This window comes from Streptosporangium sp. CA-135522 (assembly GCF_050949235.1).
In the GTDB taxonomy this organism is placed as follows: Bacteria; Actinomycetota; Actinomycetes; order Streptosporangiales; family Streptosporangiaceae; genus Streptosporangium.
Genome location: NZ_CP192026.1, coordinates 9,389,238 through 9,415,644, shown reverse-complemented (window position 1 = coordinate 9,415,644; position 26,407 = coordinate 9,389,238). Strand labels below are relative to the sequence as shown.

Sequence of the window (26,407 nt, the reverse complement as noted above, 5' to 3'; positions counted from 1 at the left end):
GGGACGGCTGCAGAATCGGGAGGCTCTGGCGTGCCGGCGGTTTGCCAAGTTGGGGGGCGACCTGCGGAAACGCTGCCAAGATCATTCCGCGTATATTCCGTGACCGCTGGCACAGGGCTGCCTACGGCTGCATTCGGCTGCCTAGGTGTGCTGAGGTGCGATCATGAATAGCCCCAGGTCAGGGGCATATTCGCTGGTAAGAAGAGTGCCCCCGGCATGATTCGAACATGCGACACCCGCTTTAGGAGAGCGATCGTCTTTTTTCTGAATTACCCTTCTGAGCTGCTAAAACTTTACATCTACGATCACATCTCTATTGATCATTCCATGCATGCTCCATAGCTGGAAACTCGGTTGCTGCGGTCATCCGGTGGCAAGGCCTGACGAAGGAGGGCCGCGGCAGTCGATCGCCCCAGCCCGTACAGGGAAGCACCGAAGTAAGCGATCGCCACGGTCTGAAGGCGGTTGTTTGCGATTGGGTAACTCGACCGACATGGGCATTCGGTCTGCTCTAGACACCTAACTATGAGCATGTGGTGGCGGATGTTGGTGGCTGTAGGGGTGGCTGCGTTCGCGGCGGGAGCGGCGGCGTTGGCTGACAGTAAGCCATGGGCGACGGTGATCTGGGCGGGGATCGGCGGAGTAGGAACCGCATTCGCACCGACGATATGGGAGCGCTGGAAGGCTGGACAGGCAGCCGGTGAAGCGATGGAGGATGTGGCAGAGCTGCTACCGGAGGGACCAGCGGCGCTGTTGCACCCGTTGCGAGCGGTGGTGCCGTTCACTGGACGAGAGCAGGAACTGGAGCAATTGCTGGCATGGTGTGCTGATCCGGATGCGGAGCGGTTGCGGTTGTTGGTGGGGCCCGGCGGGGTGGGGAAATCCCGCTTGGCAGTGGAATTAGCAACGCGACTGGAACCTTTGTGGGGAGCTGTGGAGGTCCGCGATGATACCGAGGCTCAAGCATTATCGAAGTGGCGGGTGAGCAGCGGAGATCGATTGTTAATCGTGGTCGATTACGCCGAAACCCGTACCGAGCTAGCAGCATTGTTACAGGAGGTGGCCGCTGATATAGGGCGGCGAGTGCGGGTGTTGCTGCTGGCGCGTAGTGCTGGGGAGTGGTGGCGACAACTGGGGGCGCAATCGGTACGGGTGCGGCAGATGGTTGCAGCAGCCGGGCAAGGGTTGTTACTGGCGGAAGAGGTGCAAGAGCGTGCATCGGATCGTCAGGTGGTAGCCGAAGCGGTGCCGCATTTCGCTAAGGCGTTGCGAGTAGCGGTGCCGAGACGGATAGAAGTAGAGCTGAGCGAGGGACCTCAGCGGATCTTGGATTTGCATGCGGCGGCGTTGGTAATCGTGTTGCGATCAATGCCACAGACGGCATCGCAGGTCGGGCCGGTTACAGTAAGCGATGTGCTGGAGGAGTTGCTAGGGCATGAGCGACGATTTTGGCTACAAAGCGCCCAAGCACGAGGATTTTTCTCCGGTCCACAAGGATTGAGCACAACAGCGATAGAGCAGATAGTGGCGGCAGGCACCTTTTTGGGGGCACGGAACCGAGTGCAGGCAGCCGCAGTGGTGGGGCGAGTTCCGGACGGAACTGCATCGGCACGGGTGGCGGACTGGTTGCGGGAATTGTATCCCCCCGATATGGACGATGATCAGCAGTGGCTGGGACGGCTGCGGCCGGACCGGCTAGCCGAGTTGCACATCACTCGGCAGTTGAGCAACTGCCCGGAGTTGCTGACAGCTTGTTTAAAGGATCTAGATGCGCAGCAGAGGCGACGAGCACTGGTGACATTAGCTCAGGCAGCACAAGAACTGGACGACGCCGGGGAGATGGTGCAGCAACTGCTGCCCGATGTCGCCGATGAAGTCGGGACAGTTTCAGCTCCACGAGAGACGTTAGTGGCGTTGTACGAAGTACTGCCCTACCCATCCCTGATTTTGGCTGACTCACACGCCATGTTGGCACAACGCATCTTAGACAGCATTCCCGATGATGCTGAAGACGCGGAGCGCGCCCGTTGGTTATCTGCTGCGGGTTTACATCTATCGGATCTGGGTCGCCTTGCCGACGCTTTTTCTTACGAGACAGAAGCTGTTGCCATTCGCCGCAGATTGGTCAATCATTACCCTAGTCTCCACTATCCCGGGCTTGCCGCTTCGCTTGCAAATCTTGCTGCAACATTTTCCGACCTAGGTCGACCCGCCGATGCGCTCCCTGTCATCAATGAAGCTTGTACGATTTACCGTAAATTGACAGATAATCATCCTGGTCAATATCAGTCTAGGCTTGCTGATGCCGTTTCTAAATCAGGAATCTATCGGGCGGAAGCAGGTCATCCTCTCGATGCGCTTCCTAGCTTCAAGGAGGCTCTTTCCATTTATCGCGACTTGGCTGAAAGTCACCCTGAACGCTATCGTTCTGGCCTTGCCAGCTCTCTAAATAATCTCGGCACAGCATTGGCCGAACTGGGGAAACATGCCGATTCACTCCCCCTTACTAGAGAAGCTGCCGCTATTTACCGGGAATTGGCCGAGCGTAATCCCGACCGCTATCAGCCAAGTTTAGCGCATTCTCTGACCGGTGTTGGGACTCGTCTAGTAGATCTAGGGAAGCCTGAGGATGCGCTTTCTGTTACCGAGGAAGCTTTTTTCATTTACCGGGAACTGGCTGAGCGTTACCCCGACCGCTACCGATCCAATCTCTCTGATTGTCTTTCCAATATGGGTGTATATTTTTTCGCTTTAGGCCGCACTGCTGAAGCGCTTCGCGCAGAGCAGCAAGCAATGAACATTCGCCGCGAGCTATCTACTCAATATCCGGACCGCTATCTCCCTCATCTTGCCCGTTCTCTTTCTAATCTTGGAAATTACTACTCGACCCTAAGCCAGCACGATGAGGCTCTTAGTGTTGAAAAAGAAGCCGTAGCCATCTATCGCGAATTGACAATACTCTACCCAGATCGACACCTTAATGATCTCGCAAGCACTCTATCTCAACTCGGCCTCCGATTCTCGGAGTTAGGTCATCCCGTCGACTCGCTCGCAGCCGCAAAAGAATCAATTTTAATTCATCGGGAATTATCTACCCGCTATTCAGATCGCTATCTTCCTAAGCTTGCTGGCTCTCTATCTAATTTCGGTGTCTGCTGCTCAAGTTCAGGTAAGTATGGCGAGGCTCTTGATGTTGAAAAAGAAGCCGTAGCCATCTATCGCGAATTAACCATACGCTATCCCGATCGATATCGTGCCGACCTTGCAATTTCCCTTTCCAATCTTGGCTCCTATTATTCAGAAATTGGCCAGGCCGCTGACGCCCTTCATGAGGCCAAGGAGGCTGTCGTTATTTTTCGTGAGGTGGCGACCCTCTATCCAGATCGATATCGACCTAGTCTCGCCCGGGCTTTACTTAATCTCAGCACTTGCCTCTCAAAGCTGGATAGATTTACGGAGGCTCTCCCTCTTGCGGAAGAAGCCGTTGCCATTTATCGAAATCTGACCGTTAAATCCAGCCGTCGCTATCGCCCCTATCTTGTTCGTTCTTTGAGGGATCTTTCAAATCTCCTTGCAAAGGTGGGGCGAGAAGAAGAAGCTGACGAAGCTTTAGACGAAGCATGGGATATCGTCGATTTCGACGGCGAAGAAGACCTTGAGTGATGAGGCGCGTGGGCGGTGCTGGCCGCGACCGGCCGAAGAGCCGCAGCGCGGCCAGCGACCGCCCGACGCGCGGCGAGACGCCGAAGGCGGCTCGCCTTTAAAGACGTAGAGAAAGTTCTCATCCGGAGGAGTCGACCTCCGATGATCTTGGACTCTGTGATGGCTACTCGGGAGCGTCGCCGGCCTCGGCTGTGCGTTCCTCGGTGGTGGTGACGAAGCTGCCCATGCCGCGCTCGGTCCGGATCCAGCAGTCCTTGCGCAGAGCGTTCATGACTTTCTGTGCGGTCTGGGTGGCGATCCCGAACTCTTGGGTCAGGTCGATGACCGAGGGGATGCGCTGGCCGGGCTTGTACTGGCCGGTCTCGATGCGCTTGACGATGATGTCTCGTACCTGTCGCCACCTGGGCAGATCGTCGCGCAGCTCGGTCATGAGAACACGGTAGAAGTCGACGGTGGAGAGCCATCCACCAGCACATACTGCGGTGTTCTATGGTGTACTACAGCATGGTGTGCTTATGATGCGGACATGGCCAACGACGAGAGACCGCACCCGAGAAGGAGACGAAGGCCTTCGAGCTTGACCTGTCCAACTCAAGCAGGTCCGACTTTAAAAGCCGAAATGGCACATTCACGGATGGCGAGTACGGCAGGAGGTGAAGGATGACCGCAACCCTCCTCGACGGCGCGGGAACGGTGGAGGCGGCTGAGGAACTCCGTACGGCCCTGGCACGACACGGGATAACCGCCGATGTTCATGACGGATACGGGCTGGCGTTGGTGTCGGTCTGGGTGGGGCTGGTCGTCTGGTGTCATGGCGGGCGGTTCTGCTGGCGCATCGGGTGGAACGCCCGTCAGCATCGCCCCGTCTACGCCTGGCATCCGGCGGTAGAGCCCGTTCGGGCCGCGCACCGGGTTGCTCTGCGATATGCGGAGCTGCGACAGATGCAGGCGCAACCGCAGACGCTCACCGAGCACCCGCCGGCGCCGGACCCGGCTGCGATGGAAGACGAGGCGCCGTGCTGACCGGGCGGGAGACGACCGATCATGTCGCCGCGGACATGCCTCCTTCACGTTCGGAGGATTCACCTTCGGGGCTCTGGCGGCCGGTCAAGGTCGGAGACTTGGTCGAGGTTGTCTCGATGGAGGGCAATCCCGATCTGATCCGAAAGCGGGCCTCCTGGTTGGTGGGGCAGACGGCCCGAGTTGTCTTCACTCCAGCGCGTAGCCCCCTGGTCGAGGTGGAACTACAGGAGCATCCCCTGGCCAAGGGGCGGCGTCGGCTGTGGAAGCTGCATGCCGCCGGGTTGAAGGTGCTGCCCACCCCGGGAGACGAACAGCCGGGGCGATCATCGCAACGGCGTCCGGTGCGGGCGGGGGACCGGGCGACGGTCATCCAGCTGCTGCACAGTCACAGCCGCGCCCGTGCACACGGCCAGTGGCTGATCGGCCAATGGGGGACGATTCTGCGTCGTCTGCGCAACGGCTACGTCCTGGTCGAGCTCGACGAGACCTCCACACGCCTGGGCGGGGCACGGCGCTGGCATCTGCACCTGGGCGACCTGCTCGTCGAAGCTGTCGAGCCTCCGGCCGACGAACAGGACGGCCTTTACGGTGTCGGCCTGTCGCTGTCCGATCGTGAGGTCGTCCGGCACGCGGTGCCGCCGCAGCAGACGGCGGGGTTGTGCGGAGCAAGGGTACGCCCCGTGCGGATCGGCGAATGGGTACCGCCGTTCATGCCTGCTCTGGTCAACGTCTGCCCGGTCTGTGCCAACATCGTCCGGAGTAGAGGGGCCGGCGGCTGATAGACGGGCATGACGGCGACGGCTCTGGGAGGGGTGGCGCCGTCATGCCTGGCAGGGAACCTGGTGTTTCCCTGCCCGTTTCTCTCTCGTCCCTGATACCGCCCGAGTGCGTGACTCGGTTGAAGGGGCGGCTCCGTCTTCGGTGTTCGCTCCCCGGCGTCCACCGTCCATCCCCATAGACGGAAGTCACCCTCTTGACCCTCACAACGGTTGACCCTCACAACGGCGCGATGGTCAGGGACGAGAGAGGCACGAATATCACGACCGAACAGACGCGGAAAGCGGAAAGGGGAGCGGGAAGCATGGTCTTGCCGACTGGCTATGGACTCTCCTTGAGCCGCTGCCCGCATAGTTCGGTGCAGTGGACGGCGAACCCCCAGGGAATCTGGACAGGCGCACAGTGCAACGACTGCGGGACCTGGTGGCGACTGGACCTGATCCCGCCGGACGTCACGGCTCGGCTCACCGGGGGCACTGCGCCCCGTGAGGATCTCCGGCCATCCGTAGCCGATCGTAGGCGCCCATGATCTCTTCGGCTGCGGCGTCGACCCCGACGCGGTCGGTATGGAGGCGCAGGTGAAAGAACCCCGCGTCGGTGCCTGTCTCCAGGTCGGCGAGCGTCTCGTCCCACGCGGTCAGGCGCTTGCCGGTGTCGGCGTCCCCGCGGCCTCGGGAGCGTTGCTCGGTGACCTCGCGGGGCACCCACAGCAGCACGCGCAGCCAGGAGTCCGGCGCCTTGCCGATGAGCTGGCGCAGGTCGGCGATGTTGCCCATGTGGGCGACGGGGACGTAGCCGGCGGCGTGCCGGTCTTCGATGGTCTGCCGGTCGACGGCGTAGACGTTGCCGTAGCGGCGGGTCTCGACCAGCAGCCGGCCCGCGTCGCGGAGCTTGTCCAGGTGCTCGGCGCTGACGAACTCATAGCCGTCCGCCCGGCCGGTGCCGACCTTGAGCTTGGGCAGCGGCACGAACCGCGCATCCAGCCGGGCAAGGGCGGCGGTGACGGTGTCCTTGCCGCTGGCCGGCGGGCCGTACAAGACGACTCCTTGCAGGCTCACGTGAGGATCCGCTTGAGTGCCTCGCGGGTCTGGTCGGCAAGACTGATCGCCGACCCAAGACGGTTGTCGACCGTGACATGCGCGGTGGGCGGGCTGGCCTCGACCTGGAGGCCCTCGGCGTACTGCTGCCAGTTGTCCAGCTTCCAAGCGTCGCGGGCGGCGCCGCGGAATTCGATGTACTCGCGCATCGACTCGGGATCGCAGCGGACCCAGATCGCCGCCACGTCGATGCCCTTGGCCGCGCACCGGTTCTCCAGGCGGGTGAACCATGCCTCGTCCTTCAGCTCCGCGATGAACGGGGCGGACAGGATGGTGGAGGTGCCGACGTTGAGGTTGTCCCACGCGGTCTCCATCAGGCACCGGTACTCCAGCGGCCGGACCTCCTTGAGATACAGGTCGGTGTGGCGGTCATTGGGGTCACCGCCCAGGGAGACGAGCAACCGCTCGACGATGCAGCGGGTCAGCGAGTCCTTGTCCAGGAACGCCCAGCCGGTGATGTCGGACAGGAAGCGGGAGAACTCGGTCTTGCCGGATCCGGCGTATCCACCCACCAGGACGAGGATGGGTTTGGGGCTTCCGCCGCCGTGGCGTCGACGCCAGGCGTCGACCACCCGACTACGCAACAGGGCCTGCGGGGAGCCGTCCGCCTGGATGCCGCCGACGGAGACTTTCGTGAACGCCTCCTCGATGACCTGGGCGGCGGCGTTGTCGGCTGCGGGGTCAGCGGGCGTAGGCAAATCGGAAATCACGATTTCCGCTTTCTGTGATTCACCGGGCAAAGGCGGACGAAATCCTAGTTCGGGCTCACTTGCCTGGTAAAGCAGACAATAAGCACGCCGGTAATGCGGGCCGGGGAACACCGTGCCTTGTTCATGTCCCCAGAGCGTTTGGAAGTTGGCGGCCGGGACGGTCAGGCCGTGGCGGCCGGCGGCCTGGCGGAGTCGTTCGCCTGCGCCTTCGAGGGTGAGGCCGTGGGCTTCGCGGTGTTCCCGCAGGCGGGAAGGGGTCCAGCCGGGGCGCTGGGTCGTCTTCATTGCATACCTTCGCCTTCGCACTTCGGGGACGGTGCGGTCGTGCATGTGAAAACGCATGTGTAAATGGCGTTGAGCGGAACTGAAGAAGCTTAACTAGATCGGCGTGATACCGGAAACCCCCAGCTCACGGTGAACTTAAGCCATCCCGAAAGGCGAAAGACACCGCAGAGCAAGGGAGAAACCGATGAACGTCGACCCGCAGCGCATCATCTGGGAATTGGCCGCGATCCGGGCGGAGCTGGACGAGTTGGCGTGCCGGATCGGTGAGATCACTTCGGCGCTTCGAAGACTGCCGCCTCCAGAGCGGCGAGCCGGTCCCCCAGTTCCTTGAGGCTCTGGCGGGTCTGGGCGAGTTGGTCGAGGATCTCGGCGGTCGCGTCGGGCGTCTGCGGCTTGGCGGTTTCGGCGGGGGTCTCGCGGACGAACACGCCCTTGCCCTGTTGACCGATGACCACGCCTTCGGTGCGCAGCACGCTGATCGCGGCTTTGACGACGCTGGCGGAGACGTCGAAGCGCTCGCACAGTTGGGCGATGGACGGCAGTGCCGTACCGGGCGCGAGTGCACCGCTGTGGATCTGGCCGCGCAGCTCGTCGACGATCTGCAGGTAGGCCGGCTGGCCGGTCTTCTCCACCATCATCTGCGCTCTCCTCGTCTCACCTCCAGTTGAGCACACCTCGGTAAAGAAACCAACTAAGTCTGCGAGGCACTCATTGACAACTTAGAATTCTAAGCATTCCATGTGTTCTAAGAGTTCAACCGAGCAAAGGAAACGATCATGCGCACCATCCCCATCCCCGTCGACGTCACCAAGCTCCAGGTCACCTGCGTCAAGCCCGCCAAGCCTCGCCTGGTCAACAAGGACACCGGCGAGATCAAGCGCGACAAGGACGGCAACGTCATGTACGAGCTCACGCTCCTGTTCGAAGACGAGTTCAGCCGAATGGAACTGGTCAAGGTCAGCATCACACCGGAACCGCAGGTCATCGCCGGTGAGGAGGTCGTCCCGGTCGGCCTGGTCGGCTACGTCTGGGAACAGGGCGGACGCTGGGGCATCTCCTACCGGGCAAAGTCCTTCGTCCCCGCCGGTTCCGCCGGAACGGGGGCGGACCTGTGATCGACCTCGGCCACCCCTTACTCAAGGTCCTCGCCGTCCTGGTCGCACTGATCCTGTGGCGGCGCTGGGCTCCGGTCTCCTACTGGTATGTCCTCGTCTTCCCCCGCAAGGCGGTCTGGCTGCGCTGGTCCTGGCGGCACGTGGCCTCCGGCTGCGGGCTGACCAAGAAGCGGCACCGCTGGTGGTTCACCACCGTCCCCGGCCTGATCGCCTCGACCGGCGTCGTGCGGGTCAAGCGGCGCTTCCAGCGGGTCGAGGTCGACACCAAGCCCTGGATGGGCCTACCCCGGCCGGTGCGGGACGGCTTCCGCATCACCTTCCACCTGCTCGACGGACAGGTGCCCGACGACTACGCCAAGGTCTGCGAACGCCTCGCGCACGCCTGGCGAATCGAAGCGGTCCGCGTCGTCGGCTCCCGGCCCGGCCGCGTCACCCTCCAGGGGATCACCCGCGACCCGTTGGCCCACGTCGCACCCGCCGTACCCCCGGCTGAACCCCGGGACGGCTGGCGGGCCGAAGACCTGCTGCGGCCGGTCGTCGGGGTACTGGAAACCGGCGCGGCCTGGCGGATGGACCTGCGGCTCATCCCGCACTGGATGAACGCCGGCGCCACCCAGTCCGGCAAGTCCAACCTGATCAACGCGCTCATCGTCGGCCTGGCCCCGCAACCGGTCGCCCTGGTCGGCTTCGACCTCAAAGGCGGGGTGGAATTGTCGGCCTACGCCGCCCGGCTGACCGCGCTGGCCACCACCCGCGCCGAGTGCCTCGATCTGCTCGGCGATCTGATCGCGGTGATGGGCGCGCGGATGCTGGCCTGCCGCCGCTACGGGGTGCGCGACATCTGGCAGCTCCCGGACGCCGCCCGGCCCATCCCGGTGGTGGTCCTGGTCGACGAGGTGGCCGAACTGTTCCTCACCGCCGACAAGGCCGAAAAGGATCAGGTGACCCGGACGGCTACCGCGCTGCTGCGCATCGCCCAGCTCGGCCGCGCCTTCGGCATCCACCTGATCCTGTCCGGCCAGCGCATCGGCTCCGACCTCGGCCCCGGCGTCACCGCGCTGCGCGCCCAGATCGGCGGACGGGTCTGCCACCGGGTCAACGACCCCGAAACCGCGGTGATGACGCTCGGCGACCTCGACCCCGACGCCCTCGTCGCCGCCCGATCCATCCCGCCGGAACTGCCCGGCGTGGCCGTGATCACCGGAAGCGACGGTCGCTGGTATCGCGCCCGGTCCGGCTACGTCTCCACCACCGCAGCCGAACAGGCCGCCGACACTTACGCCGACGTCACTCCCTCCTGGAACCAGGTCGCCGCCTCCGGCCTCGGCCACGAACTGCCCGGCGCCGACACTCCCGAACTCGCCGCCTGAGATCCGGAAGGAGACCCGACCATGACCACGACCGCACCTTGCCTGGCCGTACGGCTGGCCGACTCCGCACTGGTCCTCATCCTCGCAGCGATCGCCGGGGCGGGCAGCTTCACCCACATCCGCGACACCGCCACCGAGCACGGACAGTCCGGACCGATGGCCTGGGCCGTGGCGGTCTGCGTCGACCTCACGTGCGTCATGGCCGCGGGGGAACGGCAGCGCGACAAGAAGAACGGCCGCCAGCGGGACGGCTGGATCTCCTGGCCCACCCTCGTCCTGATCGGCGGGATCGCCCTGTCGCTGGCTGCGAACCTCGCTCAGGCCGAACCGTCCGCCTGGGGATGGATCACCGCCGCGACTCCGGCCGGCGCGTTCCTGATCGCGGTCTCCATGCTCGAACGCCGTGCCTCCGAACCCCGTCCCGAACCGTCCCTGGCACTCGTCCCCGTTCCGGACGCCGTACCGCACCCCGTTCCCGTCCTGAACACCGTCCCGCAGAACGTCACCGAACCGCCTGCTGCCCTACCGCTGCCCGGCCTCGCCGTACCCGACCAGAACGGCACCGAGAACAGCCAGAACGACGCTGGTACGGCTGGGCCGCTGCTCGACTACGCCCGCCGCGTCGCCGACGAACACCACAACCGGCACGGCAAGCCCATCACCCGTGACGCCCTGCGCACCCGCCTGGGCGTGTCCAGCCAACTCGCCTCCGACCTGCTGCGCGCCCTGCGCGACAGCCCCGAACCCGCCTGAGCGCAAAGGAGAACCGCCATGACCAACGACCGCCGCGCCGCCCTGATCAACGGCCTGCGCGACCTGGCCGCCTTCCTGGAGGCCAACCCTGATGTCCCCGCCCCGTGTTTCCCCCGGATCCACTACTTCGCCGAAGGAACCGACAGCGAGATGCGCGCCGAGATCGACGGCATCGCCGCGCTCCTCGGAACCGAGATCGACCCCGGTGACCTGGGCTACGGCCACTACCGGACCGGCCTGAACTTCGGCCCGGTCGAGTACACGGCCGTGGGCATCCTCGCCCGCGCCAGGGCCCGCCACGACGCCGACGTCTCGTATACGGGCTGCGTCGCCCCCGACCCCATCACCCCCGACGCCGGCACCCCTGCCCGCGCCGCCTAAATCAAGGAGAACCCCCATGCGCATCCGCATCGACGGCACCTACGCCGAACTCGCCTACGCCGCCAACAAGATCCGCACGATCCTGCCCGTCGGCCAGATATCGCCGATCATGCCGCTCCACGAACGGCCCCATACCTGGCGCGTGTTCATCAACACCGCCCCCAAGCACGACACCGGGAGATGGATCACATGAACGACGACCAGGACACCCCGCTCGTCGACATCGCGCCCAAGCGCTGGCTGTGCTGCCACTGCGGAGGGACCGGCGTCGACTCCTGCGGCCAGACCTGCCAGCACTGCGAGGGACTCGGCTTCTGCTGAGCCTCGGCGCCCCCGGCGTGACCACACATCCGCCAAGACGTCCGCCACGTCGGGGGCCATCCCGCACCGAACCTCGAAAGCCCGGAAGGGACGCACCCATCATGCCAAGCACCTACGCGGTAGCCGGACTCATCACCCGGCTCCACGATCCCCAATACGCCCGCTGGGCCTCCCAGATCCGCCGGACCGGCGGCTGCCGACAGCCCATCCACCTACGCGGCCACGTCTTCCACGTCGACCCCACCACCGGCCGGCGCCTGCACAGCTACACCACCGCAGGCGAACCGGACGGCATCCTGCGCCTCCCGTGCAAGACCCGCCGCGCGACCCGTTGCCCCTCCTGCGCCGAGACCTACCGGGCCGACACCTACCAACTGGTGCGCGCCGGCCTCGTCGGCGGCAAGGGTGTCCCCGCCTCGGTCACTGCGCACCCGTGCCTGTTCGTCACCCTCACCGCCCCCTCCTTCGGAACCGTCCACACCCGCCGAGAGAAGAACGGCACCGTCCTACCCTGCCACCCCCGCCGCGACGCTGGGATGTGCCCGCACGGGCGGGTCATGTCCTGCACCGCACGGCACAGGGCCGACGAGACGTGCCTTGGTGAACCGCTCTGCCCAGACTGCTACGACTACACCGGAAGCGTGCTGTTCAACGCCCTGGCCCCGGAACTGTGGCGGCGCTTCACCGAAGCCCTGCGCCGCCGCGTTGCCAAGCTCGGAGGCCTGACGCTCCGGGAGCTCCGTGACCAGGTCACGATCTCTTTCGCCAAGGTCGCCGAGTACCAGCGGCGCGGCGTCGTCCACTTCCACGCCGTGATCCGCCTCGACGGCCCCGACGGACCCGCCTCACCACCCCCAGCCTGGGCGACCGCTGACGCCCTGGCGGACGCCGTACGGCACGCCGCCTCCGCTGTAGCGGTCACCGTCCCTGCGGTCCCCGGCGAGCCCACGCGGGCCTTCCACTGGGGCACCCAGCTCGACGCCCGGCAGATCACTATGCACGGCGACCTCACCGACCAGGCCGTAGCCGCCTACATCGCCAAGTACGCCACCAAGGCCGCCGAATGTGTCGGCACCCTCGACCGGCGCATCAACCCCCTCGACGACCTCGCCGCACTCCCGATCCGCGACCACGCCCGACGCCTCATCGCCGAATGTCTGCGCCTGGGCGCCCTCGACGAACTGGCCGACCTCCGGCTCATCAAATGGGCCCACATGCTCGGCTTCCGCGGCCACTTCTCCACCAAATCTCGTCGTTACTCCACCACCCTTGGCAAGCTCCGTGAAGCTCGCGCTGCCTTCGCACACAGGGAGGAGATCACGACCGGTCGCCTCCCGATCCTCGACGAGGACACCGTTCTCGTGATCTCCCACTGGGAGTACGCGGGAAAGGGCTTGTCGGCCGGTGACGCGCTCCTCGCGGCCGCACTGACCGGAAAACCCTTGGCTCCGTCTCAGGGGTTCGGAGGTGGCGCCCGATGAACCGTCGCGGTGACCTCATGCCCCTGGATCAGGTGCTCGCCGAACTGGGCGGTATCTCGCGCCGGACCTTCTATCGCTGGCGTGAACTCGGTCGAGCTCCCGTGTGCGTCCAGCTCCCCAACCGGGACCTCTGCGTCTGGCGGAGTGACTTCGTTGCCTGGCTCGACTCCATGCGGGAGGCGGCGTGAACATCAGCTACGACGTGAAGCTCTGGGACATCCGCCGCAACCCCTCCAGCAAGACACCCTCCTATATGGTGCGCTGGAAGGTCGGTGGCAAGGAGAAGTCCAAGACGCTGCGCACCAAGGCACTGGCGGAGAACTTTCTCTCCGACCTCCGCCAGGCGGCGAAGAACGGGGAGCCCTTCGACATCGCCACCGGGCTCCCTATGTCCCTCCAAGCCGCCGCACCGCGCAAGACTTTCCTTGCCTTCGCGCAGCAGTACATGGAGGCGCGGTGGCTCCACACAGCCGCCAGGACCCGGGAAACGATGACGTATGCACTCATGTCCCTGGTGCCCGCGCTCGTCAAGGATCTGCCCGGCAAGCCCGATGATGAGGACCTGCGCGCCGTGCTCCGGAACCATGCCTTCCTCCCCGCCAAGCGTCGCGGGCAGCCACCGGCAGAGCAGGTAACCGCGCTCCGGTGGCTTGAGTCCGCCTCGCTGCCTCTGGTTGATCTGCAAGAGCCGAGCGTCGTCCGGGCGGCTCTCGATGCGATCGCGCTTCGCTTCGACGGTAAACCGGCTGCGGCCAACGCGGTCCGGCGGAAGCGAGGTGTCTTCCACCACATGATGGAGACGGCGGTGGAGCTCAAAGAGCTACCGTCCAACCCGTTGAAGCTGATCAAGTGGAAGCCGCCGAAGGCTGCCTCTTCGGTCGATCCGCGTACGGTGGTCAACCCGGTTCAAGCCCGAGAGCTCCTCGTCGCCGTGTCCTACGTGGGGCGCACGCGAGGGCGTCACCTGGCCGCGCTGTTCGCCTGCATGTACTACGCGGCTCTTCGGCCAGAAGAGGCGGCGGGCTTGCGACGGCAGAACTGTGACTTGCCTGCCAAGGGGTGGGGCATGATCATCCTTGAACGGGCACGGCCTCAGGCGAACAAGCGGTGGACCGACTCGGGGGAGACCCACGACTCGCGCGGCCTCAAGCACCGGGCCAGCGACGACACCAGGGAAATCCCGATTCCGCCGCGCCTCGTCGAGATCCTCCGTAGGCACATCGAGAAATACGGCGTCGCGGACGACGGCAGACTGTTCCGCACGTCGAAAGGGAAGCCGTTCTCCGCCTCGGCCTACTCGGGCGTCTGGCAGATCGCCCGGGAGCTGGCGCTCACACCGGAGCAGGCGGCCTCACCGCTGGCCGCACGGCCGTACGACCTTCGGCATGCGGCGGTCTCCCTCTGGCTCAACGCGGGAGTACCTCCGACCGAAGTCGCCCAGCGTGCCGGTCATGGGGTTGACGTGCTCCTACGGGTCTACGCCAAGTGCATCGACGGCCAGCGCTCCCGGGCCAACTGGCAGATCTCCAGTGCGCTCGACGACTGATCTCCAATCTCTCCAAGAGACCTCGGCTCCCGCTGGGGTCTCTTTCGTCGTTCGTAGTGTCCCGTGACATCGGACCTTGAGCTCTTGTCATCGAAGGCTGAGTGGTCAAGGGCGCCGACTGGTCACAGGCGGGCGATCCACTCGTGGCCCGTGAGGACGTCAGCCCCCCTGGCCGGGAAGACGCGGTTGATCAATGTCCCCGATCACTACAGCTAGTGATGCGGGTCAGGGCGTCCACGCCCGGTCTCGATGCTCGACTACCGTGTCGCGCATGGACCTCAGTGCCTACTGCGGATACTTCCTGGACTCGATCGTCGTCCAAGCTGACTCCGCCGTCAGCACTGCGAGAATCAGCCTCACGAGCGGAGCCGATGACACTGCTGTCATCGAGCTGTTTGGCGTTGTCCATATGACGATGGACAGGCCGGATGCCGAGGGCGACTTCATCGACGAGGCCGTTGTAAGCGATCTGCCGAGAACCGGAGCCTGGCCGGCTGACGCCCATCACCTTCTTCACCTTCACAACAACGACAGTGAGCTGGTCTGGCTCAGGGTGATCGGTCCCCAGGAGATCGAGATGGTGGCAAGGAGGCTCACCACCGAACATCAAAGTGGGGTCAGAAAGCGCTCGCTCAATCAGTAGCTCCATCGGTCGATCACCAATCGCGTCTCAGCAAGATCTCCATGGCCTGTAAGACGTCGGTAACAGTGTGGTCCGCTTTGTGGTCAGCGTCTGGCCAGGTGCCTCGGTCGATCCATATCGTCCGTAGACCTGCCGACCGCCCGCCGGCGATGTCCGCGGTGAGGTTGTCACCGATCACCCAGCCTCCGCCGGAGAGAGTCATCCCGCAGCGCTCGGCCGCGATCTCGAAGAGTCTCGTTTCGGGCTTGCGGATGCCCTCGATGCCAGAAAGCGCCATGGCGTCCACAGCCTCCGCCAGCCCCGTCTGCCGGATCTTCCCCAACTGGTTGTCCGCCGTCCCGTTGGTGACGATCGCCACCCGCCATCCCGACGCCCGTAGCCGGAACAGGCCGTCTATGACCTCGGGTCGACAATGGACGAGGTGCGGCATGCGCCTTCGGTACTGACTCCAGAGCTCGTCAACCGGATCGGGGAGTCCGAAGTGCTCTCGTACCTTGGCGAAGAACACTTCGCGGTGCGGGTGGCCGGAACGGTCGAGGGCGATCAGCCAGCTCACGCCGTCGTGTCCGAGATCGCGGTCTTGGGCGAACTCCTCGGCCCACACGCGGAACGCCTCGTCCAGGTCGACGAGGGTGTTGTCCAGGTCGAAGAGGGCCAGTCGCTGCACGGGAACCGAGCCTATCCGGCGCTGTTTCCCGGATCCGTGCGCTCCGCGCCGGCGCCGTTTGGGTGACCTGAGCTGGCGAAACGGCATCAAGATCATCACGTGCATGCTCCGCGACCGCTGACATACGGCTGCCTACAGTGACATCTCGCTGCCTATGGCCGTGAAGGGGAGGGAAGGCGAAAGCCCAGGTGGGAGGGCATTTTCGCTGGTAAGAAGAGTGCCCCCGGCATGATTCGAACATGCGACACCCGCTTTAGGAGAGCGGTGCTCTATCCCCTGAGCTACGGAGGCAGGGGCTACCCGTAAGAGTAGCGAAAATGGCGAGTGCGTGTGCAGCCGAGGGGTGGGCGAGAGCGGAATGATGGGTCACTGCTTCGCTGAGCTGCGGTAAAGGGGCGACAAGCGGGGCGGGATCTCGGGTGGGGCGTGGCTAGTGTCACGGTCCGTGATCGAACGGCGGCGGAAGCAGCTTCGGGGGCATCGCGCGCTGCGACCGTTGGTGCTGTGCGGGGCGATGTTGGCGCCCGCGCTTTTGGCGGGCGGCCTTCTGGCGGCTGAGCTTACCGGGTATGGCGGGGGGTCTCGGGGAGCTGCCGCACAGGCGGAGCCCGGGAGGGGTGTGGCGCCGCTGGTGATGGCGCCTGTGCGGGACGGGATCTTCGAGCCGAGGCTGGTGCCGCCACCCTCTCCTTCCCCTTTTCCTCGTTCCTCCTCGCCCGGGCCGGGGCGGGTGTACGGGGGCTGGGCGTCTCCTGTCGGGGTGGGCGTGCGCCGGGCGGCGGAGGACGCCGCTCACGTGGATGTTCCCGATGTCGTGCGGAAGGTGTTGCCCCGGCGTTCCGAGCCGCCTCCGGCGAGGCGGGCGTCGCCTGAACCCGCGCGGACGGAGGACGGGTTCGGATGTCCGGTGGAGTGGCGGGAGACCTGGTTGTGGGAGGTCTGTCAGGAACACGCACGGCGTGAGACGTGAGGGAAGCGGCGTGAGACCTGAGGAAAAGCGCGGTGGAAGCTCGGAGAAAGCGCGGTGGAAGCCCCGGGAAAGCGCGGCGGGACCTGAGGGAAAGTACGGCGGGAGCTTGGGGAAAGCGCTGTGGGATCTGAGGGGAGGGGGTCAAATGGGGTGTTCGACACATATCCGCTGTGGGGAGTCGGGCCCGGGCACTCGGCGAGCTGTAGTAGCGTGCGTGCCTGGCCCAGGTCAAGAGTTCGCAAACGGAGGGGTCGAACGTGCCACCTCGTCGATCAGCGGGTCTGATCGCCGTTGTCGCGACCATGACTTCCCTTACGCCGGGGGCCGCCGCCGCGCAGCGTGCACCGGTGGAGGCCCGGTCCGTCGTCGGTGAGTCCATGGGACTTGCCGTGCTGGGCCACAGGTCCGTGAGTTCGGCCGGCCCGCGTCCTGGGTCCGCGGCGCTCATCGGGTCGCGCTCCGAGCCGGTGAGTCTGGCCGGCTCGCGCCCCGGGTCTGCTGCTCTCACCGGACCGGGGTATGAGACCGTGAGCCTGGCCGAGCTGCGCCGCGAGCCGGTGAACCTCACCGAGTTGCGCCGTGAGGCGGAGAAGGCGTCCAAAGACCTGGAAGGCGCGACGAAGGCGCTGGAACAGCGGCGGGCCCAGGTCAGGACCTCGCAGAAGGAGCTCACCGCCAAGCTGCGCGAGCTGCAGGTCGCCGAGAGGGCCTTCGCCCAGGTGCGGCAGCCCCTGTCGGACATCGTCGGCCAGCTCTACCAGCAGTCCATGAGCAGCGGTCTGGCCGGTTTCCTTTCGGGTAAGTCCGACGCGGCGACCCTGCGGGCGATGGCCGATGTCTCCCAGGTCGTGGCCGCGCGGGACCAGGTCCTCGCGGAGAGCAGTCGCCTGCAGGCCGAGCGCGAGCGGTTGGCCGCCGAGGCGCAGGAGCTGCGGGCGGGCAACCTGCTGGCCGAGGCGCAGATGGGCGCCGAGATCGAGACCCTCAGGGTGCGTTCCGACAAGATCGTGAAATCGTTGACCCAGGCCTTGGTGAAGCTGGGTGTGAAGGTCGACAAGGGTGGGCAGCCCGCGGCGGGGTGCGCGCCGACCAAGGCGTTGTCGGCGAACGAGTTCGCCAACGGACTGATCCCGAAGGCCTACCTGTGCCCGCTCCAGCAGCCGGGTAACGAGCTGCGGGGGGACGCGGCGCTCGCGTTCATCAGTCTCAACGAGGCCTACCGGCGGCAGTTCGGCAGGCCCATATGCGTGACCGACAGCTATCGGAGCCTGGCCGAGCAGCAGTCCGTCTACTACCGCCGTCCCGGATTCGCCGCCGTTCCCGGCCGCAGCAACCACGGTCTGGGACTCGCCGTCGACCTGTGCGGGGGCGTGCAGAACTTCCGATCGGCCCAGTTCAACTGGCTGGAGTCCAACGGCAAGAAGTTCGGCTGGTTTCACCCGAAATGGGCCTATATCAGCCCGTTCGAACCCTGGCACTGGGAGTATGACCCGAAGCTGGGCTCCCTGCTGTAGGCGTTACGGGATCTCCGGCACGCACGGCAGGCGACCTTCCCCGGCCCCGCCTCCCGGACCTTTGACCCGCCGGGATGACCGGGCGGCGAACCACGCGGGGTCCGTGTGGGATCGGTGCGGGTCCGTGTGTGAACCATGTGAGGTCGGTGCGGGGCCGTGTGGGAACCGTGTGAGGTCGGTGCGGGAGCCATGTGGGAACCGTGTGGGATTCGTCGAGGAGCCGCGTGTCGCGGTGGTCATCCCTTGCGGGCGTTGATCGTGATCGACAACCGCCCGCCGGCCTGAGCCGAGGCGAGCTCGATCGCCTGGTGCGAGGTGGTGGCGAGCACGATGAGCGCTCCGCGGTCCGACTCTCCGTCAGGGGTGGTGAGGACGGTGACGTCTTCGGCCACGGTCCGGGCGGGAGCGGCGCCCTCCCAGGTGGAGGAGGCGGCGAGGACGTCCACGACATCGCCGGGGGACAGCAGGCGCGCCGTCTCGGGGTCGGCGACCCGGACCGGGGTGGCGACCGTTCCCGGCCCCTGGGTGGCCAGCAGGCTCGGGCCGAGCAGGCGGGCGTCCGTCAGCGGCTCCCCGCGACGCATGGGACCGGCCAGGACTCTTCCGGCGATCGACGCGCCGGGTCTCACGGCGCCGTCGGGGACCGTGTCGGGTCGCAGGCCGACCGGCTTCAGGTCGGCGACGTCCAGTGCGCCGCTCGGGAGATCCCGGGCCGCGGCGAGAACCGTCACCGACGCGGTGTCCGGCCGTAGCGCGACGAGAGCGCACGTCGTCGCCAGGGCGGCGACGGCGGCGGCGACGAGACGGTGGCGGCGGCCGAGGATACGGCGGAATGCGCGCATGACTGACTCCAGTGGGGAGAGCCGGGCGGCGCGGAGCCCGTGACGAGGTGCCCGCCGTAGGGTGCGGGGCCGGTGGCAGGGGGCCCCGCCCTCGAGCGCGGAGCCCGTGGCGGGTGCCTGCCGTACGGCGGGCTGGATGGCTGGATGGTGGGCGGGAGGTGTTCTGGCCGTGTGGCGGGGTGGTGGGGGCGGTCCCGGGCACTGCGGTGGGCCCGGGACAGGACCGGAGGGCACCGGACAGGGCAAGGCGACGGGCGCTGGACAGGGCAGGGCCGACAGGGCAAGACGACGGGTGCCGGTCAAGGCAAGGCGGGCAGAGCGAGACGACGGGTACTGGTCAGGGTAAGGCGGGCAGAGCGAGGCGACGGGCGCCGGTCAAGGTAAGGCGGACAGGGCGGACGGCGGGCGCCGGACAGGGCGAGACGGTCAAGGTAAGGCGGTCAGGTAAGGCGGACAGGGCAAGACGACGGGCACTGGTCAGGGCAAGAGGGTCAGGCAAGAGGGTCAGGACAAGGGGGGTCAGGCAAGGGGAGGGTCAGTCGGGAAGCTGGAAGGGGAGTTTGAGGCCGTCCAGAGCGCTGCCGCAGGGGCAGGTGCGCTCCTCGGGCAGGGCGGCGACGACGTCGGTGACGAGGGAGCGCATGCGGGCGACGTTGGTGGCGAAGAAGGCGAGGACCTCCTCGTGGGTGACTCCTTCTCCGGTCTCGACCCCGGCGTCGTGGTCGGTGACCAGGGACAGCGAGGTGTAGCAGAGGGCCAGCTCGCGCGCGAGGACGGACTCGGGGAAGCCGGTCATGCCGACGATCGTCCAGCCGTTGGCGGTGAACCAGCGGGACTCGGCGCGGGTGGAGAAGCGGGGGCCTTCGATGACCACCAGGGTGCCGCGGTCGACCAGGTCCCACCGGGAGGAACGGGCGGTCGAGACGGCCGCCGCGCGGCCGGCCGGGCAGTAGGGGTCGGCGAAGGCGACGTGGACGACGCCGTCGGCGTCATAGTAGGTCTGCATACGGCCGGAGGTGCGGTCGACGAGCTGGTCCGGAACCACCAGGGTGCCGGGGCCGACCTCGGGGCGCAGGGAGCCGACGGCGCTGGGGGCGAGGACCTGGCGGACGCCGAGGGAGCGCAGGGCCCATAGGTTGGCGCGGTAGGGGATGCGATGGGGCGGGAAGCGGTGGTCGCGGCCGTGGCGGGGCAGGAAGGCCACCGAACGGGAGCCGATCCTGCCGACGGTGACGACGTCGCTGGGAGGACCGTAGGGGGTGGTGACCTCGATCTCCGTGGCGTCGTCGAGCAGGGAGTAGAAGCCCGAGCCGCCGATGACTCCGATGTCCGCGCGAGTGACCATGGCGCAGAGAGTAGCGTCATGGGCGCTGCGTGAGGAGGCCGGGACCACCCCCTGTGGACGAAGAATCCCTCCTGTGGATAACCATGTCAGAAATGTGGCTGTCTGATCACGCTAGGTATGATCTGCCGTACACCGATCGGGGGTTCGGATGGAGGCCCGGCAGTCTCGGCGGAACGCGCGGCACACGGAAGGTCTGGGGTTCGTCATCGGCGCGCTCATGCTCGGCATGTTGCTCGCCGCGCTGGACCAGACGATCGTCTCGACCGCCCTGCCGACGATCGTCAGCGATCTGGGCGGCCTGGAGGAGCTGTCCTGGGCCGTCACCGCCTACATACTCTCCTCGACGGTCTCGACACCCCTGTGGGGCAAGCTCGGCGACCAGTACGGCAGGAAGAAGCTGTTCCAGGCCGCGATCGTCGTCTTCCTCGTGGGGTCGGCGCTGTGCGGCCTGTCGCGGAACATGGGCGAGCTCATCGGCTTCCGCGCCCTGCAGGGGCTCGGCGGCGGCGGGCTCATGGTGCTCGCCCAGGCGATCGTCGGGGACGTCGTGCCCGTCCGCGAGCGGGGAAGGTACCAGGGGTTCTTCGGCGCGGTGTTCGCCGTGTCCAGCGTCGCGGGACCGTTGCTCGGCGGCCTGTTCGTGGACCACCTGTCCTGGCACTGGGTCTTCTACGTCAATCTGCCGGTCGGCGCCCTCGCGCTGGCGGTGGTCTCCTCGGTGCTGCCGTCCGGCGTCGAGCGGACCCGGCACGCCATCGACTACCTCGGCATGGCCTTCCTGGGCGGTGCGACCACCTGTCTGGTGTTGATGACCACCTGGGGCGGGACGGCCTACCGCTGGGACGATCCGGTCATCCTGGGGCTGGCGGCCGCGGCGGCGGTGCTGCTGGCGCTGTGGTGGCGGGCGGAGAAGCGGGCTGCGGAGCCGGTGCTGCCGCCGCGCCTGTTCGGGCTGAGGGCCTTCAACGTGGCCTCGCTGGTCGGCTTCGTCGTGGGTTTCGCGATGTTCGGCTCGCTGACCTACATGCCGCTGTTCCTCCAGGTCGTCCAGGGGGTCTCGCCCACGCTGTCCGGAATCCACCTGCTGCCGATGATGGGCGGCATGCTGGTGACCTCGATCGCCAGCGGCCAGATCATCTCGCGCACCGGGAGATACAAGGCCTTCCCCGTCCTCGGCACCGCGATCACCGCGCTCGGGCTCTTCCTGCTCTCCTCCGTCCACGCGGACGTCTCCGCCCTCCGGCTGAGCGTCTTCCTGCTGGTCCTGGGCGTCGGCATCGGCCTGGTGATGCAGGTGCTGGTGATCGTGGTGCAGAACTCCGTCGGCTTCGACGATCTCGGGGTCGCCACCTCGGGGGCGACCTTCTTCCGCCTGATCGGAGGCTCCTTCGGCGTCGCGGTCGCCGGTTCGATCTTCACCTCGCGGCTCACCGGAGATCTGGAACGGCTCTCGCGCACGGTGCGCGTCCCACCGGGGCTGGAGCGGGCGGTCCAGTCGGATCCGACGGCCATCCGGAGGCTGCCGCCGGAGACCGCCACGGCGTTCCTCGCGGCGTACTCCGACGCGATCGCCCACGTCTTCCTCTACGGCGCGCCGGTGGCCCTGGTCGCCTTCGTCGCCGCCTGGCTGCTGCCGGAGGTGCCCCTGCGAGAGACCACCAAAGAGGCTGACCTGGGCGAATGCTACGGCGCCGTGCCCACGGAACGCTCCTCGCTGGCGCAGGTCGAGCGAGGGCTGTGGCGGTTGGCCGAGGCGGACATGCGCAGGGACTACTACCGCCGCCTGGGTGACCTGAGCGGCGTGGACCTGCCGCCCGGCGCGGTGTGGCTGCTCGCACGGCTGGGCACTCGGGGACGCCAGAGCGGCGCCGAGCTCGCCGAACGGGCGGGCGTGACGGTCGAGAGGGGCCGGCCGTACGTGGACCTGCTGGTCGCACGCGGTCTGATCCGCCGGGTCGGCGACGGCGCCCTGGAGCTCACCCCGGCCGGCGAACAGGTGGCCGACCGGCTGGTCGCGGAGGCCCGCGAGGGGCTCGGGCGGCTCATCCGGGACTGGAACCCCCAGGAGCATCCCAAGCTACGCGAGCTGTTGCACAGGCTTCCCGGCGAGCTGCTCGGCTCACCGGCCGATCGCCCGCGCGACGGCTGAACCCGCCGCTACGGCTGTACTCGCTGCACCGGCTGAACCCGTAGCGCCGGCTGTACTCGCCGCGATGGCTGAACCCATAGAGCCGACTGAACCCGTAGCGCCGACTGAACCCGCTGCGACGGCTGAACCCGCCGCGCCGGCGGATCCGGCCCGAAAGGGGCCGGTCCGCCCGGGGATCAGGAGGCCGCGGCCGCCGGGCTGCTCGTGCTCTTCGAGGACGACGCCGACTCCGTCGACGAGCCGGACGTGGACGCCGAACTCGCGGAGCCCGTGGAGCTCGCGGAGCTCGACGAGGAACTCGTGCTGGAGCTCACCGTGCTGGTGGAGGAGGAACGGCTGTCGGTCCGGTAGAAGCCCGAACCCTTGAAGACGATGCCGACCGCGGAGAACACCTTGCGGAGCTCGCCTGAGCACTTGGGGCACTCGGTGAGCGCGTCGTCGGAGAACTTCTGGACGATGTCGAACTCATTGCCACATGCACTACAGGCGTACTGGTAGGTGGGCACGCGCTCCTCCTCTTCAATCCGCGCCGATTGGCACTCTACTGACGCGACTGCTAATGGTACGCAGCCGACAAGCTTAAACGCGAGTCGAACCTGTCGCATTCCACTCGGATCAGGTGCCCGGCCCGCCCGATCACGCGCCCAGCTCGCCGAACCAGCCCGCGAGTTTGCCCCTGCGGCTGATCGCCCGGATCCGCCGTTCGACCGGATCGCGGCAGGCGGCGGTGGTCACGACCAGCAGTTGGTCGTCGATCCTGATCCTGGTGGAATCGGCCGGCACGAACGTCCGGCCGTCCCTGACGATCAGGGTGACCTGGGCGTCGGTGGGCAGCCGCAGCTCGAAGATCTCCACACCGTGCAGTTTGGAGGTCGGCGGCACCCTGATCTGCAGCAGGTCGGCGTTCAGCTCCTCCAAAGGTGCCGACTCCACCTCCAGGTCGCGGGCCTCGTCGGGGGTGGACAGGCCCAGCAGCTTCGCCACGAAGGGCAGCGTCGGCCCCTGCACCAGGGTGTAGACGACGACGATGACGAAGACCTCGTTGAACACGAGCTTGGCGGTGCCGCCGGTGGACGAGCCGGCCGCCGCCCAGGGGATGGTGGCGAGCACGATGGGCACCGCTCCGCGCAGCCCCGCCCATGACAGGAAGGTCTGCTCCCGCCAGTTCAGCCGGTCGACCCCCGCCAGCCGTACCAGGAAGGCGGAGACGACGATCGAGAGCGGCCGGGCCAGCAGGACCAGGATCAGCCCTGCCACCAGGCCCGGGACGATGGCCGCCGGAATCTCCGACGGGCTGGCCAGCGCGCCGAGCATGACGAACAGACCGATCTGGGCCAGCCAGGCGACTCCCTCGGCGAACCCCCGGGCGGCGGCCCGGTGCGGCATCCGGGAGTTGCCCATGACGAGGGAGGCCAGATAGACGGCGAGGAAACCGCTGCCGTGCAGGAGCACGGCTCCGGCGTAGGCGACGAACGCCAGCGCGAGCACCGCGATCGGATACAGGCCGGAGACCGGTAGCGCGATGCGGCGCAACGCGTAGACCCCCAGGGGGCCGACGGCCAGGCCGACGAGCGCGCCCACCACCAGTTCGAAGGCGACCAGCAGCAGCGCGCTTCCCAGGCTGGGCGACGTGGCGGCGCTCAGCAGCATCACGGCGATGACGGTGGGCGCGTCGTTGAGACCGGACTCGGCCTCCAGGATGCCCGCCAGGCGTGGGGGCAGCGGAAGGCGGCGCAGGACGGAGAAGACGGCCGCCGCGTCGGTGGAGGCGAGGATCGCGCCCAGCAGCAGCGAGGTCCGCCAGTCCATGCCGAGCAGCAGCCGCACCGGGACCGCGACGGCCACGATGCTCACCCCGACCCCGATCGTGGCCAGCACCAGCGCGGTCGGGACGGAACGTCTGACGTGGTTCCAGTTGGTGGTCAGGCCGCCCTCGGCCAGGATGATCGCCAGGGCGACCAGTCCCATCTGCTGGGCGAGCTCAGGGTTTTCGAACTGGAGCCCCAAGCCGGACTCGCCGACGACCAGGCCGAGACCGAGGAAGATGAGAAGGCTGGGCAGTCCGCTGCGATGGGCGACCCGCACCGCGAGGATGGCCGCGATGACGATTCCAGCCCCGAGAAGCAGCCAGACATCCCATCCCATCTGGCCCCCTCTCTCACTCTGGGGACCATTGTGTCGCATTCGACCAAGTCGTCGGGCACGCCCTGCGGCGACGCGTCGGGCACGTCCTGCGGCTACGCGTCAGGCACGCCCCGCGGCGATGCGGACGATCCCGCTCGGCAGCGCCGCGTAGCGGACCGGCAGGTCGTGAGCCTCGGCGGGGACGTCCTCCAGCAGCTCGCCCTCGTACAGCAGGGCGACCGTCGGCACGTTCGGGCCGACCCGCGACAGCGCCCGGTCGTAGGAGCCGCCGCCGCGGCCGAGCCGTACACCGGTGGTCCTGTCCACCGCCAGTGCGGGCACGATCACCAGGGCCGCGGTCCTGATCGCGTCGACGCCACGCCGGGTGTCGACCGGCTCCATGATCCCGAAACGGCCGGGGGCGAGGGTGTCGGGCCCGTCGTACACCGCCCAGTCGAGATCGTTGTCGTCGCGCAGCACCGGCAGGATCACGGTGGCGCCGTGTTTCCACAGGGCGAAGACCAGACCGTGGGTCGCCGGCTCGGCGCCGATCGACCAGTAGCACGCGACGAGCCCGGCCATCTGGACCCACGGCTGCTCCAGCAGAGTCTCCCGTGTCCGGGCGGATGCCGCATGCCGTTCGTCCTCGGGGATCGAGACGCGCGCGGCCTCGATCGCCGAGCGTAGCTTCAGCTTGTCCACAGATCCCTCCACTATGGTTTTGGTTATGGCCGACTTCCATCCTGTGACCAAAGCAGTTGTTCCCGCCGCCGGTTTGGGCACCCGCTTCCTGCCGGCGACCAAGGCGACTCCTAAGGAGATGCTGCCGATCGTCGACAAGCCAGCGATCCAGTATGTCCTCGAGGAGGCCGTCTCCGCCGGGTTGCTCGACGTCCTCATGGTCACCGGCAAGAACAAGCGTTCCATCGAGGACCACTTCGACCGGGCGATCGAGCTTGAGGACGCGCTGGAGGCCAAGGGCGACGACGAGCGGCTCTCCCAGGTGCGCGAGCCCGCCGACCTGGCGACCCTTCACTACGTACGGCAGGGTGAGCCGCGCGGCCTCGGCCACGCCGTGCTCTGCGCCAAGCAGCATGTGGGCGACCACCCGTTCGCCTGTCTGCTCGGCGACGACCTGATCGACTACCGCGACGAGCTCCTCAAGCGGATGATCGAGGTGCGCGGCACTTACGGCGGCAGCGTCATCGCGCTGATGGAGGTGCCCAAGGAGCAGGTGTCCCTGTACGGCTGCGCCGCCATCGAGCCCACCTCCGAGAGCGACGTGGTGCGGGTGACCGACCTGGTGGAGAAGCCTCCGGCGGAGGAGGCCCCGTCCAACTGGGCCGTCATCGGCCGCTACGTGATCGACCCGGCCGTGTTCGAGGTCCTGGAGAACACCCCTCCGGGTCGTGGCAACGAGATCCAGCTGACCGACGCCCTGCGCACCCTGGCCGGCCGCGGCGGCGACGAGGGTGGACCGGTCCACGGCGTGCTGTTCCGCGGGCGCCGCTACGACACCGGCAACAAGCTCGACTACCTCCGCACGGTGGTGCAGTTCGCCGCCGACCGCTCCGACCTGGCGCCGGATTTCCTGCCCTGGCTGAAGGAGTTCCTGGCTTCCCGATGAACGC

The 26,407-nt window shown here is 66.8% G+C and carries 26 protein-coding genes, 1 tRNA gene and 1 pseudogene; 17 read left to right on the top strand and 11 right to left on the bottom strand.

The features are described 5' to 3' along the window. The first annotated feature begins 525 nt into the window (after nt 1-525). Nucleotides 526-3,663 (top strand): tetratricopeptide repeat protein, encoded by a 3,138-nt coding sequence (locus ACQPYK_RS44295; protein WP_433245907.1) that lies wholly within the window; start codon nt 526-528, stop codon nt 3,661-3,663. A gap of 163 nt (nt 3,664-3,826) precedes the next feature. On the opposite strand, the gene ACQPYK_RS44290 is transcribed toward ACQPYK_RS44295, so the two are convergent. Next, nucleotides 3,827-4,093: a GntR family transcriptional regulator gene (locus ACQPYK_RS44290; protein ID WP_433245904.1), complete on the bottom strand. Its 267-nt coding sequence runs from the start codon at nt 4,091-4,093 to the stop codon at nt 3,827-3,829. A gap of 230 nt (nt 4,094-4,323) precedes the next feature. Here ACQPYK_RS44290 and ACQPYK_RS44285 point away from each other — a divergent pair, with 230 nt between their 5' ends. Continuing rightward, the gene (locus ACQPYK_RS44285) at nt 4,324-4,686 is read left to right on the top strand and encodes a hypothetical protein (RefSeq protein ID WP_433245901.1); all 363 of its coding nucleotides are present in this window, start codon (nt 4,324-4,326) and stop codon (nt 4,684-4,686) included. A 98-nt stretch (nt 4,687-4,784) separates the two neighbouring features. After that, the gene (locus ACQPYK_RS44280) at nt 4,785-5,465 is read left to right on the top strand and encodes a hypothetical protein (protein ID WP_433245898.1); all 681 of its coding nucleotides are present in this window, start codon (nt 4,785-4,787) and stop codon (nt 5,463-5,465) included. 462 nt (nt 5,466-5,927) lie between these two features. Here the strand turns inward: ACQPYK_RS44280 and ACQPYK_RS44275 are convergent, their stop codons facing one another. The 3 genes from ACQPYK_RS44275 to ACQPYK_RS44265 all read right to left on the bottom strand — a co-directional run bounded on the left by ACQPYK_RS44275 (nt 5,928) and on the right by ACQPYK_RS44265 (nt 8,193). Continuing rightward, nucleotides 5,928-6,521: a guanylate kinase gene (locus tag ACQPYK_RS44275; RefSeq protein WP_433245895.1), complete on the bottom strand. Its 594-nt coding sequence runs from the start codon at nt 6,519-6,521 to the stop codon at nt 5,928-5,930. Then, nucleotides 6,518-7,258 (bottom strand): AAA family ATPase, encoded by a 741-nt coding sequence (locus ACQPYK_RS44270; RefSeq protein ID WP_433245892.1) that lies wholly within the window; start codon nt 7,256-7,258, stop codon nt 6,518-6,520. Before ACQPYK_RS44270 ends, ACQPYK_RS44275 begins: the two co-directional genes overlap by 4 nt. A 566-nt stretch (nt 7,259-7,824) precedes the next feature. Beyond that, nucleotides 7,825-8,193 (bottom strand): GntR family transcriptional regulator, encoded by a 369-nt coding sequence (locus ACQPYK_RS44265; RefSeq protein ID WP_433245890.1) that lies wholly within the window; start codon nt 8,191-8,193, stop codon nt 7,825-7,827. A 138-nt stretch (nt 8,194-8,331) separates the two neighbouring features. Between ACQPYK_RS44265 and ACQPYK_RS44260 the strand changes: the two genes are divergently transcribed. From ACQPYK_RS44260 to ACQPYK_RS44215, 10 genes are all read left to right on the top strand, one after another. After that, nucleotides 8,332-8,670 carry a hypothetical protein gene (locus ACQPYK_RS44260; RefSeq protein WP_433245887.1) on the top strand — a complete coding sequence of 113 codons (339 nt, stop codon included), beginning with the start codon at nt 8,332-8,334 and terminating at the stop codon, nt 8,668-8,670. Further along, complete coding sequence (locus tag ACQPYK_RS44255) at nt 8,667-10,040, top strand: FtsK/SpoIIIE domain-containing protein (RefSeq protein WP_433245884.1); 1,374 nt, start codon at nt 8,667-8,669, stop codon at nt 10,038-10,040. Before ACQPYK_RS44260 ends, ACQPYK_RS44255 begins: the two co-directional genes overlap by 4 nt. A gap of 21 nt (nt 10,041-10,061) precedes the next feature. Further along, nucleotides 10,062-10,793: a DUF2637 domain-containing protein gene (locus ACQPYK_RS44250; RefSeq protein ID WP_433245881.1), complete on the top strand. Its 732-nt coding sequence runs from the start codon at nt 10,062-10,064 to the stop codon at nt 10,791-10,793. 18 nt (nt 10,794-10,811) lie between these two features. Beyond that, nucleotides 10,812-11,174, top strand: coding sequence for a hypothetical protein (locus ACQPYK_RS44245; protein WP_433245878.1), 363 nt, complete (start codon nt 10,812-10,814; stop codon nt 11,172-11,174). Between the two features lie 16 nt (nt 11,175-11,190). Further along, nucleotides 11,191-11,367 carry a hypothetical protein gene (locus ACQPYK_RS44240; protein ID WP_433245875.1) on the top strand — a complete coding sequence of 59 codons (177 nt, stop codon included), beginning with the start codon at nt 11,191-11,193 and terminating at the stop codon, nt 11,365-11,367. After that, the gene (locus ACQPYK_RS44235) at nt 11,364-11,495 is read left to right on the top strand and encodes a hypothetical protein (RefSeq protein ID WP_433245872.1); all 132 of its coding nucleotides are present in this window, start codon (nt 11,364-11,366) and stop codon (nt 11,493-11,495) included. The genes ACQPYK_RS44240 and ACQPYK_RS44235 overlap by 4 nt, the downstream gene beginning before the upstream one ends. 101 nt (nt 11,496-11,596) lie before the next feature. Next, nucleotides 11,597-12,976 carry a replication initiator gene (locus tag ACQPYK_RS44230; protein ID WP_433245869.1) on the top strand — a complete coding sequence of 460 codons (1,380 nt, stop codon included), beginning with the start codon at nt 11,597-11,599 and terminating at the stop codon, nt 12,974-12,976. Continuing rightward, nucleotides 12,973-13,164: a helix-turn-helix transcriptional regulator gene (locus tag ACQPYK_RS44225; protein ID WP_433245866.1), complete on the top strand. Its 192-nt coding sequence runs from the start codon at nt 12,973-12,975 to the stop codon at nt 13,162-13,164. The genes ACQPYK_RS44230 and ACQPYK_RS44225 overlap by 4 nt, the downstream gene beginning before the upstream one ends. Beyond that, the gene (locus ACQPYK_RS44220) at nt 13,161-14,522 is read left to right on the top strand and encodes a tyrosine-type recombinase/integrase (RefSeq protein ID WP_433245863.1); all 1,362 of its coding nucleotides are present in this window, start codon (nt 13,161-13,163) and stop codon (nt 14,520-14,522) included. The genes ACQPYK_RS44225 and ACQPYK_RS44220 overlap by 4 nt, the downstream gene beginning before the upstream one ends. A 271-nt stretch (nt 14,523-14,793) precedes the next feature. After that, nucleotides 14,794-15,165 carry a hypothetical protein gene (locus ACQPYK_RS44215; RefSeq protein WP_433245860.1) on the top strand — a complete coding sequence of 124 codons (372 nt, stop codon included), beginning with the start codon at nt 14,794-14,796 and terminating at the stop codon, nt 15,163-15,165. 13 nt (nt 15,166-15,178) lie between these two features. Here ACQPYK_RS44215 and ACQPYK_RS44210 read toward each other — a convergent pair whose 3' ends face one another. Beyond that, nucleotides 15,179-15,832: an HAD family hydrolase gene (locus tag ACQPYK_RS44210; RefSeq protein WP_433245857.1), complete on the bottom strand. Its 654-nt coding sequence runs from the start codon at nt 15,830-15,832 to the stop codon at nt 15,179-15,181. A gap of 218 nt (nt 15,833-16,050) precedes the next feature. After that, a tRNA-Arg gene (locus ACQPYK_RS44205) sits at nt 16,051-16,123 on the bottom strand. 1,206 nt (nt 16,124-17,329) lie between these two features. Between ACQPYK_RS44205 and ACQPYK_RS44200 the strand changes: the two genes are divergently transcribed. Further along, nucleotides 17,330-18,316: a D-alanyl-D-alanine carboxypeptidase family protein gene (locus ACQPYK_RS44200; RefSeq protein WP_433245854.1), complete on the top strand. Its 987-nt coding sequence runs from the start codon at nt 17,330-17,332 to the stop codon at nt 18,314-18,316. A 236-nt stretch (nt 18,317-18,552) separates the two neighbouring features. Here the strand turns inward: ACQPYK_RS44200 and ACQPYK_RS44195 are convergent, their stop codons facing one another. Next, entirely contained in the window at nt 18,553-19,158 is a 606-nt protein-coding gene (locus ACQPYK_RS44195) for an RcpC/CpaB family pilus assembly protein (protein ID WP_433245851.1), read from the bottom strand. Between the two features lie 535 nt (nt 19,159-19,693). Beyond that, nucleotides 19,694-20,503 carry an S-methyl-5'-thioadenosine phosphorylase gene (locus ACQPYK_RS44190; RefSeq protein WP_433245849.1) on the bottom strand — a complete coding sequence of 270 codons (810 nt, stop codon included), beginning with the start codon at nt 20,501-20,503 and terminating at the stop codon, nt 19,694-19,696. A gap of 148 nt (nt 20,504-20,651) precedes the next feature. On the opposite strand from ACQPYK_RS44190, the gene ACQPYK_RS44185 reads away from it, so the two are divergent. Continuing rightward, complete coding sequence (locus tag ACQPYK_RS44185) at nt 20,652-22,652, top strand: MFS transporter (protein WP_433245846.1); 2,001 nt, start codon at nt 20,652-20,654, stop codon at nt 22,650-22,652. 204 nt (nt 22,653-22,856) lie between these two features. Beyond that, entirely contained in the window at nt 22,857-23,003 is a 147-nt protein-coding gene (locus tag ACQPYK_RS44180) for a hypothetical protein (RefSeq protein WP_433259151.1), read from the top strand. 14 nt (nt 23,004-23,017) lie between these two features. Here ACQPYK_RS44180 and ACQPYK_RS44175 read toward each other — a convergent pair. The 3 genes and pseudogenes from ACQPYK_RS44175 to ACQPYK_RS44165 form a co-directional block, all read right to left on the bottom strand. Next, nucleotides 23,018-23,257: pseudogene (locus ACQPYK_RS44175) on the bottom strand (FmdB family zinc ribbon protein); the annotation flags it as partial. Nucleotides 23,258-23,288: 31 nt separating this feature from the next. Then, the gene (locus ACQPYK_RS44170; protein ID WP_433245843.1) at nt 23,289-24,797 is read right to left on the bottom strand and encodes a potassium/proton antiporter; all 1,509 of its coding nucleotides are present in this window, start codon (nt 24,795-24,797) and stop codon (nt 23,289-23,291) included. Nucleotides 24,798-24,896: 99 nt separating this feature from the next. Beyond that, nucleotides 24,897-25,478 (bottom strand): 5-formyltetrahydrofolate cyclo-ligase, encoded by a 582-nt coding sequence (locus ACQPYK_RS44165; protein ID WP_433245840.1) that lies wholly within the window; start codon nt 25,476-25,478, stop codon nt 24,897-24,899. Between the two features lie 25 nt (nt 25,479-25,503). On the opposite strand from ACQPYK_RS44165, the gene galU reads away from it, so the two are divergent. Continuing rightward, entirely contained in the window at nt 25,504-26,403 is a 900-nt protein-coding gene (galU, locus tag ACQPYK_RS44160; RefSeq protein ID WP_433245837.1) for a UTP--glucose-1-phosphate uridylyltransferase GalU, read from the top strand. Nucleotides 26,404-26,407 lie beyond the last annotated feature (4 nt).